This window comes from Paenibacillus sp. TSA_86.1, assembly GCF_052691815.1.
The window spans coordinates 1-18026 of the sequence record NZ_JBQZGE010000013.1 but is presented as its reverse complement, the minus strand read 5'-3'; the positions used below and the strand labels follow the sequence as shown (position 1 = coordinate 18026).

Genomic DNA, 18026 nt, shown 5'->3' with positions numbered 1-18026 from the left:
TATTGAAAAAGCAAAAAGAGCGAAGCCGGAATCAACATTCTAAAGCTTCGCTCTTTTTTATTTTACCCGGCCAGTTTAACCAGACCAGTCGCGGCGCCGAGTAAATAGATCCTTCAGTTCATCGGTAGAAAGTTCGGTAATCCAGTTCTCGGAGCTGGTGATGATGTTGTCGCTAAGTTGCTGTTTGCTCTCCAACATCTCGTCAATGCGTTCCTCGAGTGTACCGAGGGAGATGAATTTGTGCACCTGCACGTCCTTGGTCTGCCCCATCCGATACGCCCGGTCCGTTGCCTGATTTTCAACAGCGGGGTTCCACCAGCGGTCGAAGTGGAAGACGTGATTGGCCGCCGTCAGATTCAGCCCCACGCCGCCAGCTTTAATGGACAGAATGAAGACCGAAGGCTGCTTGTCCGCGGGCAGTGTGCGGGACTGAAATTCCTCAATCATGCGATCTCGTGCCGTCTTCGACGTGCCACCATGCAGGTACAGCACCGGCTCTTGTAATTCCTGCCGCAGTACTTGTTGCAACATCTGCCCCATACCGATATATTGCGTAAAAATAAGGCAGCGTTCGCCCTCATCACGTAGCTCGCGAACAAGTTCCATCAGCCGTTCCAGCTTGGCCGAGCGGCTGATGAGCATCGTCATATCCTGCGGGCTGTAAACATCATAGGCTGATGTTGCGGGACCATCTGCAGGTAATTCCTCCGGCAACGTTTCCTTTGTCAGCAGCAGTGGATGATCACATAGCTGCTTCAATTGCGTTAATGCGGAGAGAATTGCACCTTTGCGCTTGATGCCCTCCAGCTCTTTCATTTTGTCCATCAGCGCTTGCACCGATTGGTCATATAATGCGCTCTGTTCACCCGTGAGGTGAATATAGGTTTTCATCTCATTTTTATCCGGCAGATCGAGCTGGATATTCGGATCTTTTTTCTTGCGGCGTAGCATAAAAGGTTTCACCAGCTGCTGCAGATCCTGCATGCGCTGCTCATCCTTATCCTTCTCAATTGCACTGATGAAGCGGGTTTGGAATGCACGAGCGCTGCCCAGATATCCCGGGTTAATGAAATCATAGATCGACCATAGCTCAGCTAAGCGATTCTCGATCGGTGTACCTGTGAGTGCAATACGGTGTTTGGCCGGGAAGCTGCGCACAGCCATAGACTGTTTGGTCTGGGCGTTCTTGATGTTCTGCGCTTCATCCAGACAGATGGCGGCCCAAGTATAGGTTTCCAGCAGTTCCTGATCCAATGTTGCCGTAGCATAGGAGGTAAGGATAATATCCGATTGCTCGGCCTGTTCCCGGAATTCATCTCCGCTTAACCGCCTTGGCCCGTAATGCAAGCTCACACGGATGGAAGGAGCAAAACGGCTGATTTCCTTCTGCCAGTTACCCAGTACGGATGTCGGACAGATCAGCAGGGAAGGAGCCTGTCCGGGCAACCTTGGCTCATGATCCTTGATGTGCAGCAGATAGGTAATGAATTGGATCGTTTTCCCGAGACCCATATCATCTGCAAGACAGGCTCCAAGTCCGAACCTGCGCAGGAAACCAAGCCAAGCGAAGCCTTCCTTCTGATAGGATCGCAATTCGGCATGGAGTCCATCCGGAATGGGCAGGGAAGGAGCCCCGCCTTGTCCGCCTCCGAGCTGAGCAATGACCCGATTCAGATGTTCATTCAACTCCACCTCCAGCCGCATACTCTCGCTGGACTGAGATGGCTCGGCTTCCTCCCCGGTTTCGGCCTGTTGGCCTTCCTTCCATTTCTGCTTGGCATATTCTCGTTGTTCATTGTGAAGCAGATGCAGGTGTAGAATATCCTGAAACGACAGTCCCTGTTCCCGATCTACACCGCCCATGGCCCTGCGAATCTGCTCCAGCAGATCGGGATCGAGCGGCACCCATTCGCCGCGGAAGCGAACCAGTCGTTCGTTACGGGCAACGAGATCCGCAAACTCCTCTTCACTAAGATCGGTATCACCGATGGCAATACGCCAGTCAAAATGAATGATCGAGTCTAATCCAAAGAAGGATTGACCTCGCTCGCTACCTTCTTCCGGTTTCACCTTGGCTCGCAGCTTCGGTTTTTTCTTGCGGGCTGCTTCCCACCAGCCTGGCAAAAGGACTTGCCAACCCGCAGCTAGCAAGCGACCGCTGTCTTGGGTCAGGAACTGCCAAGCTTGCCGATCATCCAGCGGATCGCTCAGAATATCTCGTCTGCCGCTGATGGAGCTGCCGAGACGTGGCAGTTGTGCCCGTAGCTGATCCAGCCAGCCAGCCGAGCGATCCAGAATGAATGGCGTCCAGCCTTCGGGCCATTCGCCCTCCAGCCTTCCGCGTGAATCCAGCATGACCGGCACGAGAACAGCAGCGTCCAGCTTGTTCTGCAATACCAACCGCAGACGCCATGAGGAGTCGTCCTCATCCGGCTCCTGCAATTGCAGCATTGGCCGGAAGGGTGCTGCATCGGCTTTCCAGCCGATGGACACCAGCCACGACCGAGCATCAAGGCCGCCTGTTCGCGGAAGTACTCCGCGCTCGGGGAAGAGTTGCGGGAACTCCCGCCGCAGGTCGGTCGCAGCCTCTTCTGTGCTGTAGCATTGCTGGAACACAGAAGCAGAATAGGCTGCGCCGAGCCCTTCGGCATAACTCTCATCTGTCTGCTGAATCGCTTGGTTAAGCGAAGCCAGCTCCTGCTTTTTCATGTTGTCCGGGTCCCATGTCCATTGTAACTGTCCAGCGCGATACGCCTCAAAGCTGGGGACATACTTTCGTTTCTCGATGGATGATGCAAGTATCGGAGCAAGTCGGATGAGGTGATCTGCCTGTTCGTCCCACTTCCATTCGATGTGGATCAGGGTGTGCATCTCCGCGAAGAACGGAATGACTTCCTCCGCAGGCAGCACCACAAGTTCAACCTCTTCAATCTGCCGGATTTCCAGCTCCGTACCATAGAAGGAAGGAGCATGCCAGGCGAAGAGGCGCTGCTTCAGCGACTGGCCTGATACAAAATGGTGTGTATTTAGAGCACCGTAGAATAGCGCATCGCCATATCCGGTCAAAGCAACGTGTACCTCAATTGTTTCTGTGTACGGGTGGATTAGACTCATGGAATCAGTTTACCTTTCCGAAGCTCCTCCTGCAGGGCACGCAACCGACTGTTCCGAACAGCCAGTGTAGTGATGAATTGCTCCCATTGCACCTCTTGCTTCATTTTTCTATATATTTTGGACAGTCGTTTCAGCAGCTTTACAGCAGCCTTATAACCATCTCTGTTTTTATGTCCGATATAACGCTCCACCGCCTGATGATAGAACGGCAAGAGCAATTCAGGGGCATCCTTCTCGATGGGTTGCAACACGGCCACGCGGAATTCGAGAGGTTCTGTGCCTGTACTCAGTTGAAAATCAATCCATCTGCGCCATTGCCCCCGAGAATGCATGGCATCCTCATAAGCAGGCTTCGAGTGGGGAAGCATGCTGACCAGCGTGTCCCACATTTGTTGTTCTGCCTTCGGGACATGCTGGATTGCGATATCCCATAATTGCATATAGTCCTGCAACGGGGTATTGCGGCGATTTGCCAACAGTGGCCCGAGTTGTACCAACCATTCGCCCAGACGTGTCCAGTCAGCTGCATCGGCTAATGTATGGAGAAAATACAACAGATGTTCCGGAGGAATACCGTATGATGAGCTGCCATGGACAAGCTTTTGCCAGGCAGCTGTGTCCTGCTCCAAATGGTAGTACATCCAGCTTTGTGCCAGAACAAGTGGCAGCGGAACAGAGACCTTTCTGACCATCCCGCTCGTATTGGGTATTGCTCTGGCAGCATGGTTTTTATCACCTTCATAACTCTGATTGCCACCGCTTCCGTTTGGGGATGCTGTCGAAACAACTGAACCAACTGTACGGGTTGAATCTTTGGCCCCCGTTGGTCCCGCTGAGGAGACAATATTTTCTTCTAATTCATTTAAAGCCGTTAGTTCCGACTCCAACATCGCCTGTTTTCCTTGAAGCCGGGGCACAATCCAGTTCAGCCACAGTTTCGGGTAAATTGGCGTGAAGAACATCATGTTAGCCGTCTCCGATAACATCTCTGTCCGTAAATAAGCTGCAGTTTCGTCCAGTCTCGCCCAGACTTGTTCGAGCGCAGTACCTTGCAATCCGGATAAATCCAGCGGTTGAAGCAGGAGGGATTCGAGTCCTTTTTGGAGGGCATCAACCGCCAGTTGGGCAGGATAACTTAAATACACAGGTGTATGTGTAATGGAGTTGCGCGCGGGCGGTATGCAGTACCTCATAAGGTAGAGCTGAACATGTAGCTCGAACAGCTGATCCATCGCAGTGCACATTTTGGGTTTGATCGCGTACAGCTCATCAGCGGCTTCCTGAATGTAAGCTGTGGTTGCTGTCCCTGTACCCAGCCGTTTAAGACTTGCCCGAAACAGTTCATGCCATTCCGGGATGGTCATTCCGGACAACTCGGTTGCCCGTTCTTTGATCTCGCTGTATTGTTGGTTCTCTAAAGAGTTGTTATTTTCGAATGTATCCTCTCGTTCCGTAGCATTGCCGAAACTGTATGCTCTCCCTGCAGAAGTGCCTGCTGGTTTGCTGGTTTGCTTCAAGGCCGTGCTTGCATGTGCGTTCACCAGTGCTGGAACCGGACGCCCTTGCTGCTCAGCGTAACTCATCAGTACCGCAGCCATATGTTTGCATGGAGAGTTGACCGGACAGGCACAATAACTCGTGGATAAGTCCTGCATACGGAGCACAACTTCGTAGGAATCGGTTCCTTGTACCTCGGCCATAACAATCTGAGACTCATTGAATTTTAAAGCTCCAACATGTTTCTGTTTATAATACTGGAACCCACGCATGATCGTCAGGTTGTTAAACAGCTCTGCAACCTCACGAATTAACGCTTGCCACTGCGCGTCATCCATTATGGACTCATTGGGTATGTTCATCATTCCATCTCCTGGGGTAAACATGGTTAACTATTCATGACGTCCTGGACGTCATGAGCTACAGTTTCAATGATTCTATCATATCAGTTATGGAGTCGCTCGTGCAGGCGTTATCTGAATCTACATGATCCTCAATTCTGCGAAGCAAAGGATGTAACTGTCCTGATGCTTTCCGGTAGACATGCAGGAACACTTCATATTGTGTATGCTTATCGTATGTATTCCTTTCAGAAGCAATACAGGCTGTACGATGACAGAGCTAAGACTATATTCAACAACAGGAGCGAGCATATATATGAAAATCCTTACGTTAAACGTCCACGCCTGGGCGGAAGAAGAACAACAGAAGAAGATCAGTCAGCTGGCTGATTTCATCAATACACATCAATTTGATATCATTTCCATGCAAGAGGTGAACCAGTCGATTCAAGAGACGGCGTTGTCTCAGGAGGAATTAGAGACGTATACAGCGACCGAAGCCGATGTGACGATCAAAAAAGATAACTACGCCCACGTCCTGCTACAGCAGCTGACCGATACCTATTATTGGACCTGGATTCCAACCCACATCGGGTTTCGTACATACGATGAAGGACTGGCGATCTTGAGCCGGACGCCAATTACGCGTTCGTTTGGAGAATATGTGTCCCACATGCGGGATTACAATAACTATCGAACGCGCAAAATCGTCGGGATTGAGACCACCCTGCAAGGGGAGTCCATATCCACATGGTTTGTAAATGGACATTTTAACTGGTGGGATGATGTACAGGAACCTTTTAAGGGGCAGTGGGATTTGACCGAGAGCAAACTTGCACCATATATGGATCAGCCGCTGTATCTGATGGGTGACTTCAACAACGTCGCTGAGATTCGCGGCGAAGGTTACGATTACATGATGGAACATGGATGGAATGACCTATATACGACAGCCAAGCAAAAAGACGATGGAGCTACTGTAGTCAAAGCAATTGCCGGGTGGGCCAACAACGAGCGGCCGCTCCGGATTGATTATATTTTTTGTAACCGTCCTGTGCAGGCGGAGTCCTCTAATGTTGTGCTGAATGGTACAAATGGGCCGGTCGTATCCGATCATTTTGGTGTTGCGGTGAAGATCTGACAAAGAGATCACAATTCGTATAAAGCCTCCGCACGCGTTCCCTTACGGGAAAGACAGCGGAGGCTTCTTGTTCTAGGATTCTGTTATTTCTTATGTAAATCATGATGCCTAAATTATATTTCTACTAAGATTCATTGTTGATCAATACATGTTTATTCAAGCGCCAGCATTTGCTGTACAAACTTTTTCAGATTTGCACTGGTCTCGGTCAGTTGTTCAATACTCTGCATAAACTCAGTCACAAGTTTGGCTTGATCCCCCGTTGCTGTCGTAATCTGGCCGATCTCTTGCTCCATATGTTTCATTGAATTCTGCACACTGCCCAGAGAGGTCTCAATATCCGATGCAGCTTGTTTCGTATGATCGGAGAGTTTGCGGACTTCACTAGCTACGATGCCGAATCCGGCTCCTTGCTCGCCGACCCGAGCGGCCTCAATCATCGCGTTTAAGCCCAGCAGATTTGTTTGCTCCGAGACTTCGCGGATCACGTTAGTGACTTTAGTGACGTTAATCGAGTTTTCGGAAGCCTTTTGGGAATTTCGCAAAATTTCCTCAGAGGTTGCTGACAACTGCTCCGAATGGGACGCGATTTGTTGGATGCCACCAACAAGGACATTAATGGTTGTTTCATTTTCCCTGATCAACGTTTCCAGTGTTAGATGATTATTGAGTGCATAGTTGACTCCAAGGATACCGACGACTTGTCCGTTTTCCTTCACGGGAATTAGAATGGAATCAAACGGTCTCCCCTGAAGATCTCCAGGCATACGTACGATCGTGCGGGAGTCTTTATTCGTCAGCATTTTGAAATGCTTGTAATCCTCATGTAGTTCATCCCCGACTTTTACGCCGATCTCCAGACTTTGGGCTTCGGAGAAATATAGGACTTTCTCATGATCATTGATGGATATAGAGATATCATCACGGAACATTTGACGGACAAACGGCATTGCGTTAACCAGTGATTCCAGAGTATTCAATATAAATCTATCCTTTCCAAAATAGTATGGGTTGTTATTAAACTACGAAGTATATATCGGTTATGTTGTGTATTTGTTTAAACCATGACTAGCTTGAGTTCGATATCTCCTCTTATTATTCGGAAGGTTAAGTAATAAATTCAGACCGTAGTGTAAGCGTAAACAAAAATCTGTAGCCACCATGGGCCATGTCAGTTATACTAGGATTATTAATCGGTGTGAAGGATAAAAGAAGAGTTGTTTTCCTTCCTGCAAAGGGGCATCCTCACTGAGGTTAAGCGCTATATCTGGGATTTTGAAAATGAGGAGAATAACGCCATTTATATAGAATGGACTTTTATTAGAATAAATGTACTCCAACATGAGAGGAATGTGGCACTCGATGACAACGTATTTCAGTGAACCGCAGAGCATGTATTATCGATTCGGAGAAGATCAGGAGCAGGTATTGAAGGTGCTCGCTGAGAGATATATTGGTGCCAATGCACAGGCCGATTTTGTATACCGTGCGTTTCAGCAATCCGGCATTTTGCAAAATGATAAAGGGCTCTATGATCTGAATCTTGGTAAACGCTTTCCAGACGCGCCTAAAGATTATATCTCCTACGCTGCAGCACTGGTCTGGGGGGACGAGAACCGCAATTTGGACGTGCTTGTACGTTGTTATGGACCGGTACGTTTTTATTTTAACAACGAGCTGATCTACCGCTCTACTGTCATCGATGAAATTACGCCAGATGCCACAGTGAAGCTTGGAATCGACATCCAACCTGGCTGGAATACCGTGTGGCTGGAGATGAAAAACACGCCTGCCGGATTCGGATGCCAGTTCGGTTCGGATGAAGGAAAAGTGCGTATTCTGAACGTACTCGCTCCGTTTCAGGAGCGTTTGGGACAAGCAGGCTGGGTTTTCTCTGAACCTGTATCCTCCTCAAACGGTCAAGCACAGCCGAACTTGCTCGCAAGTCAAGGGGAGAGCGTCTTGAAGTGGCTACCCGATGTTCACTGGTCTGCTTCCGAACAGAATAAATCGGCTCTGGAACGAATCTATGGCTTGCTTCCCGGCAGACATGCTTATGCGTGGACTCACCTGAACAACCGTGATGCATCTGGACGTCCGGTTCATCTGTCAGGACATTCCTCCGGTCCGCTGCAGATATGGCTTGGCGGCAAATCGGTTGCAGAAGTGAAACAAGCAGGGGCGTTTGAAGTAGAGGTAGCGGCTTCTTTTGGCCGGAATGATCTTTTAGTTCGAAGTGAATGTCAGACTGACGCTGGCTCTTGGGGGTTCGACCTGAAAGCATCTATCGGCACGGATCCACAACCATTGGAGCTTCCAGTGCGAGTACAGGGAGCATTGAATGAATGTTGGTTCTATGTAGGGCCTTTCGAGTCCGGGGCTCAGCCAGAACTGGCAGACTTGATGCGTACGGATCGTGTATACCAGACAAGCGGCGGGCAGCGGGGCACGGAGCCCGGCAGCACTTTAGCGGAAGCGGGGCGGACATACTGGAGACTGGATCGTCCGGATACGTTCATCCGACCTTATTATGAAAATGCGATGCTGAGCAATAAATGGACCGTGGGCAGTGTAACCAACTATGGACGCTGGGATTATCCGCTTGGGGTTACTGTATACGGATTGCTGCAAGCTGGACGGTATATGCAACGACCAGATATTACGCGATATGCCGCTGAACATGTGCAGGCCTGTACCCAGATGTATGAGTATTCTCTATGGGATCGTGAACAATATGGGTTCCCGGCGATCAACCAGCAATTAATTATGTTGAAAATGTTGGACAACTGCGGTTCCTTTGGCTCAGCGATGCTGGAGTCTTATACCGAATGTAAGGAACCAACCTTCCTGCCGATTGCTGAACGAATCGCAGACTTCATGCTTTCCCGCTTGGAACGCCGGGCGGATGGAGCATTTTATCGCACATGTGCAGGTGAATATGCGGAGAATACGATGTGGGCAGATGATCTATATATGAGTACGCCGTTCCTTGTGCGGTATGCGCGCGTGACAGGGAAGTCCGAGGCGCTTGATGAAGCGGCCAAACAGTTTTCACTGTATCGCAAATATTTGTTTATACCTGAGTACAAGATCATGTCTCATGTGTATGATTTCAAATATGAGCAGGCAACACAGATTCCTTGGGGCCGTGGCAATGGTTGGACGCTGTTCTCCTTGACTGAAGTGCTGGAGGCATTGCCGGAAGAGCATCCGGAGCGCCCGGCGTTGATTACCTTTTTCAACGAGCTGTGTGAAGGTTATGCGGCACTGCAAAGTGAGAGCGGGCTCTGGCATCAGGTGTTGAATCATTCGGAAACGTATCTGGAAGCTTCCTGCACAGCGATGTTTGCCTATGGTTTTGCTCGTGGTGTACGGTTTGGCTGGTTCAAAGACCCTGCTGCATATATTACAGCGGCTCAGCGAGCATGGAAGGGACTGGTCAGCAAGGCCATTGATCGTCAAGGGAATGTGCATGGCGTATGTAGCGGTTCGAGATATGCATTCACGGCGGAATACTACGACCAGGATTTACGTACCGTTACGAATGATAATCACGGGATTGGTATCATGATGTTGGCGGGAACAGAGGTAGCCAAAATGGAAAGACATTTGTCGGAGCGCCCGGCGAAGTCTACAGCTTCTGCTGTGCATTCTGGATAGAAGCAGTTCGTACCAGCCCCGTACCAGCTTCATTATGTAGCTTTGTTCATGTTTGAAGGAATAAGTGCCACCGGGAATGTGGTTTCCGGTGGTTTTTCTTTCCTGTGAACCCCTTACTTTTTTGACAGGATAGCTTACTTTTGTTTATGTCATGTGAAGTGGCAGGCGATTACAATAGTTTTGTAAGCGATTTCATTTAAGCAATAAGGGGAGGAAATTCATTCATGATCATCACCAAAAAGTGGGTAACCCTGTTCTGCCTGTCCCTGTTATTATTTGCTACAGCCTGTTCTGGAGGAACCTCGAGCACACCGGCATCTCCGGGTGAGTCAGGCCAAGGTGGTGCTTCCGACAAAATTGAACTGCGCATGACTTGGTGGGGATCACAGACTAGACATGATCTCACAACCAAAGTGATTAAACTATTTGAAGAGAAACATCCAGGCATTACGATTAAAGCTGAATATTCGGGCTGGGATGGATATTTTGACAAACTTACGACACAGGTCGCTGGCTCGAACGCTCCGGATATCATCCAGATGGATTATGCGTTTCTGACGGACTTTGCACGGCGTGGTGCTTTGCTTGATTTGACGCCATACGCTGATAAAGAACTGCGTATCAAAGATCACGACAAGAGCATGATTACAGCCGGATCGATCGACGACAAATTATATGCCATCACCCTTGGGGTGAATGCACCAGGTGTCATTTACGATGCGACATTATTCCAGCAGCTCGGCATTGAAGAGCCGAAGGAAAGCTGGACATGGGACGACTTCTCAGCGATCGCAGCTAAGATTGCTGCCGCTAAGGGAGACGGATTCTACGGCTCGGCCGACATTTCCGGTGCTACGAATATGTTTGAGGTATTTGTACGCCAGTCCGGCAAAGGTTTGTTTGAGGATGGCACCATGACTGCCACAAATGAGCAATTGAAAGAGTGGTTTGAGATGTGGGCTGCGCTGCGTGAGAACAGAGGAGCTACGTCTGCGGAAGTCGCAGCTTCGACAACAAATGCTTTGGAAACCAGACCTATTTCATTAGGTATAGCAGCTATGGATTTTGCGTGGTCCAACCAACTGCTTACGTTCCAACAAGTGAACAAAAACCAGGATCATAAGCTTGGCATTCAAGTGTTGCCACATGGCGTGAACGAAAAAAGAATCGGTGAGTATTTGAAGCCAGGCCAATTCCTGTCCGGTTATTCCAAATCCAAACATCCGAAAGAAGTGGCTATGTTCATTGATTTCATGGTGAATGACCCTGAAGCGACAGCGATTCTGGGATCGGAGCGCGGTGTGCCTGTCAATGCAAGCATTCGTGAGCAAATGCAGCCGAAGCTGTCCGATGCAGAGAAAGTTATTTTCCAATTCATTGATACGGTATCGAAACATTCCAGTGAGATTAGCCCGCCATACCCGCAAGGATTTTCTGAAGTGGATACGAGTTTCAAAAGTACAAGCGAGCAGATCGCTTTTGGTCAAGGCAGCATGACAGACATCATTGCCCAGTTTATTGAGGGCGCCAAAGCAACGCTTGGATCAAGCCAGTAAAGAGAATAGAACTTGTAGCAATAGACGAGTTTTACCTGTATCTGTATTTGTAGATATGTCATGTAGACATATCTACAAATACAACTGGCACTTTCGTTCCGATGAACTTCAAATTACTGCGGGGAGGTTGCGAAAATGACGATATCACAGGTCAGTCAAGCCAGAATCGAGAAAGTAGCCGCCCGGCGCATAAAACGTCGATACGCCCATAACGGAGCCGCTCTGCTCTTTCTCGCCCCTTGGCTTGTCGGATTAGTATTTCTGACCCTGGGTCCCATGCTGGCTTCGTTATACATTTCCTTTACCGACTATAGTATCCTGGCCGCCCCAAACTGGGTTGGTCTGAATAACTACGTCACCATGTTTACGTCTGACAAGCTGTTCACCAAGTCGCTTCAGGTGACATTTACCTATGTTGCTGTGTCCGTTCCGCTCAAACTGATTTTTGCCCTGTTTGTCGCGATGTTACTCAACAAAGGTATTCGCGGACTAGGCATATACCGCACCGTGTATTACATCCCGACATTGCTGGGAGGCAGCGTAGCTATCGCGATGTTGTGGCGCAAAATGCTCGGTGGTGACGGACTGCTTAATAGCGTACTGGCGATGGTAGGTATTAAAGCACCGGACTGGGTAGCTAATCCCAAGTACGCATTATATTCCATTGTCCTCTTGTCCGTATGGCAGTTCGGCTCATCCATGATCATATTCCTGGCAGGACTCAAACAGATTCCGCCAGAATATGATGAAGCTTCTGCTGTAGATGGTGCAGGGCCGATGCGGAGATTTTTCTATATCACGTTGCCGATCCTGTCACCTGTCATCTTCTTTAACTTAGTGATGCAGCTGATTACGTCCTTTCAATCGTTTACACAGGCCTTCATTATCAGTAACGGCAGCGGGGGACCCGTGAATTCAACATTGATGTACTCTCTATATCTGTACAAAAAAGGATTCTCCTTCTTCCAGATGGGTTATGCTTCTGCCATGGCGTGGGTGCTGGTAATCCTGATCGGCGTATTTACATTGCTCGTATTCCGCAGCAGCAAGTTGTGGGTACACTATGAGGATGGTGGAAAATCATGATTGGACAACGTAACTCCGTAGCATGGATTGTCACCAAGCATGTACTGATTTCAGGCATCGCCCTTCTTATGCTCTATCCTGTTCTATGGATGCTGGGCAGCTCGTTCAAGCCAGGACATATGATTTTTACGGAGACCTGGTTCTGGCCGAAGGAATGGAATTGGCAAAATTACATGACGGGCTGGTCCGGCGCTCAGGGAAATGCCTTTTCCAAATTTCTGACCAACTCCATCGTTCTTTCGCTAGGAGCCGTGCTGGGCAATGTGATCTCCTGTTCAATGGCGGCCTATGCCTTCGCCCGGTTGAACTTCCGCTTTAAGGCCATCTGCTTCGGGCTGATGTTGATGACGATTATGCTGCCACACCACGTTACGTTAATTCCGCAGTATATTCTCTTTAATCAATTGGAGTGGGTGAATACGTACTTGCCGCTGGTTGTACCAAAATGGCTCGCGACCGATGCATTCTTCATCTTCCTGATGGTACAGTTTTTCCGGGGCTTGCCTCGAGAACTGGATGAAGCAGCGACCATTGACGGATGTGGTCCGGTGAGAATCTATACCAAAATCATTATCCCGCTCGCTTTTCCGGCACTTGTAACGACAATGATCTTTACGTTCTTGTGGACATGGGATGATTTCTTCAGTCAGCTGATCTACCTGAGTGATGTGAGCAAGTATACCGTTCCGCTGGGACTACGCCTGTTCCTGGATTCCAGCTCACAGTCCGATTGGGGTCCGATGTTTGCCATGTCTGTTTTATCCCTTGTGCCATGTTTTATCGTATTTATCGTGTGTCAGAAGTACTTCGTGGAAGGAATCGCGACCTCTGGGCTCAAAGGGTAATTCCAAGACGAAACGAGTTGATTCCGTATGCGAAAAACAAGATGGTCTGCCTATATTCATCAAAAGCTGCAACAAAGCAAGCTCTCCACGTTGATGGTGACTTGCTTTATTGTGTTTAATCTGTTGCTAGTCTCGGTCATTGTTTGGCTTGCCTATCAATCATTCTCAGCAGTCACATTTACCGAAATTAGCAAAGCGCGTCTTGCTCTCTTGAATGAGAGCACCAGGCGGGGGTTTGATTTTATTACAGGAGTAACCGGCACGGCCTATGGACTCGCAAGCAACAGAGAGTTGTCCAACTTGTTGGAAACATCCAAAACAGGCAGGCTCGCACAGATTCATCAGCGGAGAGAGGTTTCACGAATTCTGGATCATACCATGGTTGTGAGTGAAGGGGTTACCTCGATTGAACTGTATACAGATGCTTTTAATGAAGTAACGGTGACGTCAGCTGACCGCATTTATCCGCTAGAGGCCATTGCGAATGATTCTTGGATTGCCTCGCTTGAGAAGGCGGATGCAGCCTGGGTTCCACTTCGTGAGAATGAGTCAGGCCAATCTTTGGTTGGATACGCGCAACGGATTTTTGATAGTAAGGGTGGGACCGTCGCTTACGTGTTTATTCGTCTAAGCAGAGCTGATATCGTACGCAGGTTCGCCGATGTACCGATGGTGCTGGATGGCAACGTGCTGCTGGTGGATACCGCTGGCAATGTGGTGATGCAGATGGGAAAAGTGGATCCGGCAGAGGGGAGCGTTGTCCAGTCTGATCATCCAGAAAATCAAGCGCTCCCTGGGGAACAGTTAAGTACAGCTCAAGGGGCAATGGACGGGGTTAACTCATCTTCTTCTATTATAGATAGCGCATGGATCCAAGAGCATGCACGACCTGGAGAAGACGGATTCGAAGTGGTATCGGGTCAACCGGGAGGGGCTCAACTGGTGCTGTACTCCAGACCTGCTATGCTTCAGTGGCGTCTTGTGCAGACGATTCCTGTATATACCTTGTTATCCCCGGTTCGCCAAGTAGGGTGGCAGATCCTTGGCATTGCTGTACTTGGCCTTTTATTCTCGGCTGTGCTTGCGTATCTGTTTGTGCGGCAGATTATCCGGCCTTTGCGGCAATTGATCAAACGAATGAGGCAGCTTGAAAAAGGAGACTTCGACACCCGTGTACAGCTGTCGTTTACGGAGGAATACGCCCATCTGGCGTATGGGTTCAATCATATGGCTTCACAACTTACGATGCTGATGGAGCAGGTCAAGGATGAGAGCCGAGCCAAGCGGGAAGCTCAGACCAGTTTGCTTGAAGCGCAGATCAAACCTCACTTCTTATACAATACGCTCGATATGATTCATTGGCGTGCCCTTGATTATGATGCCAAGGATATCAGTCGTATGATTGTACAGCTTAGCAAGCTGCTACGAATTGGGCTGAGCGGGGGAAGGTTGTTTATCCGTGTTCGGGACGAACTGGAGCATGCCCGGTGTTACGTCAGTATTCAGTCCGAACGTTTGCCATTCTCGATCCAATATCAGGAGCGCATCGATCCACGTATACGCGGCTGTCATATTCCCAAGATCATTCTGCAACCTTTTATTGAAAATGCGGTTATGCATGGGCATCCATCGGATGAGTCTCTACGTATTCAGGTATGTATCGACGAGGCGGATGATTCTGTTCCAGATATCATCATACGGATTACCGATAATGGACAAGGCTTACCAGAGAATTGGAACATGGATGATTCGAGAGGTATCGGTGTACGCAATGTGCATCAGCGCATACAACTGTATTGTGGACAAAGGTATGGCGTGCAGGTAAGCAACGGAAGTTCAGGCGGTGTGGAAGTGAAAATTAAGCTGCCGCGCATTGAGACCGAAGAGCAATTAAATCTGTGGCTGGACGGTGAAAAATGATGAAGACCATTATGCTTGTTGATGATGATCCGCATATTATCAAAGCGCTGACCGAGCATATCGACTGGTCCTCCTTGGGCCTGAGCATTGCAGGCACAGCGGCTAACGGTGTGGATGCGCTGGAGCTTTTCCGCCGCGTGCATCCAGATCTGGTTATGACTGACGTATATCTGCCGGGCATGACCGGACTTGAAGTGACGCAGGAGTTACGGCGTGACTATCCCCACCTGCCGATTATCATCCTTAGTGGATACGACGAGTTCGAGAACGCCAGAGCAGCTATGCGCTGGGGCGTGAATCATTTTTTGCTCAAGCCGGCGGAGGTGGAGGAGATTGAGTCTGTGCTGCGAGAGGTGCTGCTGGAACAAGATGTGCGAGAGCGGCATGAGCGGCTGGAGCGGACGTACAAACAAGAAGCAGGGCGGGTGCTCCCCTATCTGCGCCAACAGTTTCTCCATGAGCTGCTGACCACACGTTATCGTGCAGATGAATTACCTGAAGCTCGGATGGAATATATCGGATTTCATATGTACGCTCAGGTTCGTGTCGTCAGTTTGCAGCTGAATCGTCCGGGTTTTATGACACGCATGAAAGAGCGGGACTGGCAGCTGCTGCGCTACGGGGCGGCAGACATCATTCAGGAGACCGTGAAGGAACAGGCGGCTCGGATGACGGATTGCCAAGTGGAGGTTGTGGATTATTCGGATCAGGTATTTGTGCTGTTGATGCTGGGAGACAACGATTATTTTGAGGAAATGCAAGCTCTGGTCAGTCAGATGATGGATCAGATCTTCACGTATCTGAAAATTGAGGTGAGCGCTGGCATAGGCCGGGTGAAGCATCATGCCTGTGAGGTCATCGATTCTTATCTGGAGAGTAGGGAAGCGGTAGAGCGAGCGGAGTTTCAGGGCGGAAACCGCATATATTATGTTGAGACGCCGGAAGGGGCGGAGCGGAGTGCGACGGATTACTCTTTGCTGCTTCATCAGTGGGATGAGGCGTGGGCTGATCTGCGGATTAGTCTGGCGGAGGAGGTCTGGCTTCAACTTTTCCAAACGCTGCAAGAAGGGAATTGTGCAAGCATTCAGGATGCGCAGGTGGTTGCTGTCAGTTTGTTTGATACGATGATGCATAGCTGGAAAAAGCAACACCCTCTGCTAACGCCACCGCTCACGATGAGTGATTTCCTGCGTGAAATACAGTCGAAATATGCTTTGCATGATCTGATAAACTGGATAGATAGTGTCATTAAAGAATGGTTGGAGCAGATCCGTAAGGAGATGGGTGAGAAAAAGAGTAACAAACTCATCGCACAAGTAAAACAATACGTAGAGGAACATTATGCAGAGGAGATCAGTTTCGAGGCCATCGCAAAAGGTCTTTTTGTGCACCCTAAATACTTGAGCCAGCTATTCAAAAGGGTGACTGGTGAGAATTTTGTCAGCTACCTGAATGGATACCGTATCCAGCGGGCATTGGAGCTTTTGCAGTCAGGACATTATATGGTGTACGAAGTTAGTGAGATGACAGGGTTCCGTAATGCGACGTATTTTAGTCAGGTCTTTAAGATGTTAACCGGGAAAAGCCCATCTGAGGTCGGTTGAGGTGGGAGAATTGCCAGTTAAGTTAAGATGAAGATTCGGGATTCTAAGTCAGATCCGAGTTAGGTAAGCGAGCCGAATAGAGCATTATATAGTGGGGGATGAGTCAAGGCGGGTATGGAATGTAGCCTAAGCGGAGTAGGTGGTGTTGTTCGATATTAAGCATGGAAGGTGTGAGAGGGGCAAGATGATCATTGATAATCAGGAGTATCGAGTCAAAGGGATGCAATATACTATTCGTTCAGCCGTGGAAAAGGATGCTGTTACCTTATGTTCACTTCGTGTGCAGCTGGACGGGGAAACGGAAAACATGGATCGTGAAGCAGGAGAAGCATACATTGATGCTGCAAGTTTCAAAGAGCTCATTCGCATGGACACAGAAAAGCGTAATAAACTGTTTCTGGTTGCTGTGACATCAGGTAACATTATCGGGTACTGCAGGTGTGCCGGATCGGAGTTGAAGCGTTTCTCACACCAGGTAGAGTTCGGTGTATGTGTGGCCCAGTCTTACTGGGGATATGGCATAGGCAGAGAGTTGCTGGAATCGTCATTACATTGGGTAGATGAGAACGGGATCGAAAAGGTAACATTAAAGGTGCTTGCAACGAATGATAAGGCAGTACAATTATATGAAGCAAATGGTTTTGAAAGAGAAGGTGTACTAAAAAAGGATAGAAAGCATGCGGATGGGCGATATTACGATACGTTAATTATGGGAAGGTTTAACGATGGCTTGAAACGGATAGAGGCATAAGAGCGTCCGTTTTGAAGATTGGAATGTGAATCACGTATTAACGGAGATTGTGGTATCCATATCAATGGATAAGGGTGCACAGTGAATTTAAGCCAGTCGAGGACGACTAGACGTATAGGATGTATTCTCATATATATATCGGATACTTAGAGTGAATCTAAAACATGGGTTTATTTAAGGTGGCATCCTATCGTTTGAATGAGATACAAGTATGCGGAAGTTAAAACTGTATAAATAAATAGGGATATTTTACAAGTTGTAAACAAGTCCTACGTATGATATATTCTATTTCCGGCCAAGAAAACACAGTTTACACAGTGAGGCAAGCAAATGGAAACAAGCTTCGAAAGAAACTTGAAAAAAAGATCTTGCAAAGTTGGATCGGAAATGATACGATATAAAAGTTGTTGAAGAGAAATGAACTCAACTTCGAAACAAGTTTGATCTTTGAAAACTGAACAACGAGTGAGTAAACATTCTGCTTGCAGAATGAACGCGAAAGTATGAGACA

General features: G+C 48.6%; 11 protein-coding genes. 8 read left to right on the top strand and 3 right to left on the bottom strand.

Annotation, left to right across the window (positions count from 1 at the left end; all coding sequences use genetic code 11):
- Positions 1 to 75: 75 nt before the first annotated feature.
- Together ACUTVW_RS20655 and ACUTVW_RS20650 are read right to left on the bottom strand one after the other, a co-directional pair.
- Complete coding sequence (locus tag ACUTVW_RS20655) at positions 76 to 3114, bottom strand: DEAD/DEAH box helicase (protein ID WP_445647508.1); 3039 nt, start codon at positions 3112 to 3114, stop codon at positions 76 to 78.
- Entirely contained in the window at positions 3111 to 4976 is a 1866-nt protein-coding gene (locus tag ACUTVW_RS20650; RefSeq protein WP_445647507.1) for an SWIM zinc finger family protein, read from the bottom strand. The genes ACUTVW_RS20655 and ACUTVW_RS20650 overlap by 4 nt, the downstream gene beginning before the upstream one ends.
- 292 nt (positions 4977 to 5268) lie before the next feature.
- Here ACUTVW_RS20650 and ACUTVW_RS20645 point away from each other — a divergent pair, with 292 nt between their 5' ends.
- Positions 5269 to 6093, top strand: a complete 825-nt coding sequence (locus tag ACUTVW_RS20645; protein WP_445647506.1) for an endonuclease/exonuclease/phosphatase family protein — start codon at positions 5269 to 5271, stop codon at positions 6091 to 6093.
- Positions 6094 to 6245: 152 nt separating this feature from the next.
- Here ACUTVW_RS20645 and ACUTVW_RS20640 read toward each other — a convergent pair whose 3' ends face one another.
- Complete coding sequence (locus tag ACUTVW_RS20640; RefSeq protein ID WP_445647505.1) at positions 6246 to 7073, bottom strand: methyl-accepting chemotaxis protein; 828 nt, start codon at positions 7071 to 7073, stop codon at positions 6246 to 6248.
- Between the two features lie 382 nt (positions 7074 to 7455).
- Here ACUTVW_RS20640 and ACUTVW_RS20635 point away from each other — a divergent pair, with 382 nt between their 5' ends.
- The 7 genes from ACUTVW_RS20635 to ACUTVW_RS20605 all read left to right on the top strand — a co-directional run bounded on the left by ACUTVW_RS20635 (position 7456) and on the right by ACUTVW_RS20605 (position 17515).
- Positions 7456 to 9753 (top strand): glycoside hydrolase family 88/105 protein, encoded by a 2298-nt coding sequence (locus ACUTVW_RS20635; RefSeq protein ID WP_445647504.1) that lies wholly within the window; start codon positions 7456 to 7458, stop codon positions 9751 to 9753.
- A gap of 224 nt (positions 9754 to 9977) precedes the next feature.
- Complete coding sequence (locus ACUTVW_RS20630) at positions 9978 to 11309, top strand: ABC transporter substrate-binding protein (protein ID WP_445647503.1); 1332 nt, start codon at positions 9978 to 9980, stop codon at positions 11307 to 11309.
- A gap of 135 nt (positions 11310 to 11444) precedes the next feature.
- Positions 11445 to 12395: a carbohydrate ABC transporter permease gene (locus ACUTVW_RS20625; RefSeq protein WP_445647502.1), complete on the top strand. Its 951-nt coding sequence runs from the start codon at positions 11445 to 11447 to the stop codon at positions 12393 to 12395.
- Positions 12392 to 13240 (top strand): carbohydrate ABC transporter permease, encoded by an 849-nt coding sequence (locus ACUTVW_RS20620; protein WP_445647501.1) that lies wholly within the window; start codon positions 12392 to 12394, stop codon positions 13238 to 13240. The genes ACUTVW_RS20625 and ACUTVW_RS20620 overlap by 4 nt, the downstream gene beginning before the upstream one ends.
- A 27-nt stretch (positions 13241 to 13267) precedes the next feature.
- The gene (locus ACUTVW_RS20615; protein ID WP_445647500.1) at positions 13268 to 15160 is read left to right on the top strand and encodes a cache domain-containing sensor histidine kinase; all 1893 of its coding nucleotides are present in this window, start codon (positions 13268 to 13270) and stop codon (positions 15158 to 15160) included.
- Positions 15157 to 16764, top strand: coding sequence for a response regulator (locus ACUTVW_RS20610; RefSeq protein WP_445647499.1), 1608 nt, complete (start codon positions 15157 to 15159; stop codon positions 16762 to 16764). The genes ACUTVW_RS20615 and ACUTVW_RS20610 overlap by 4 nt, the downstream gene beginning before the upstream one ends.
- Positions 16765 to 16948: 184 nt before the next feature.
- Entirely contained in the window at positions 16949 to 17515 is a 567-nt protein-coding gene (locus tag ACUTVW_RS20605) for a GNAT family N-acetyltransferase (protein ID WP_445647498.1), read from the top strand.
- The last annotated feature ends 511 nt before the right edge of the window (positions 17516 to 18026 follow it).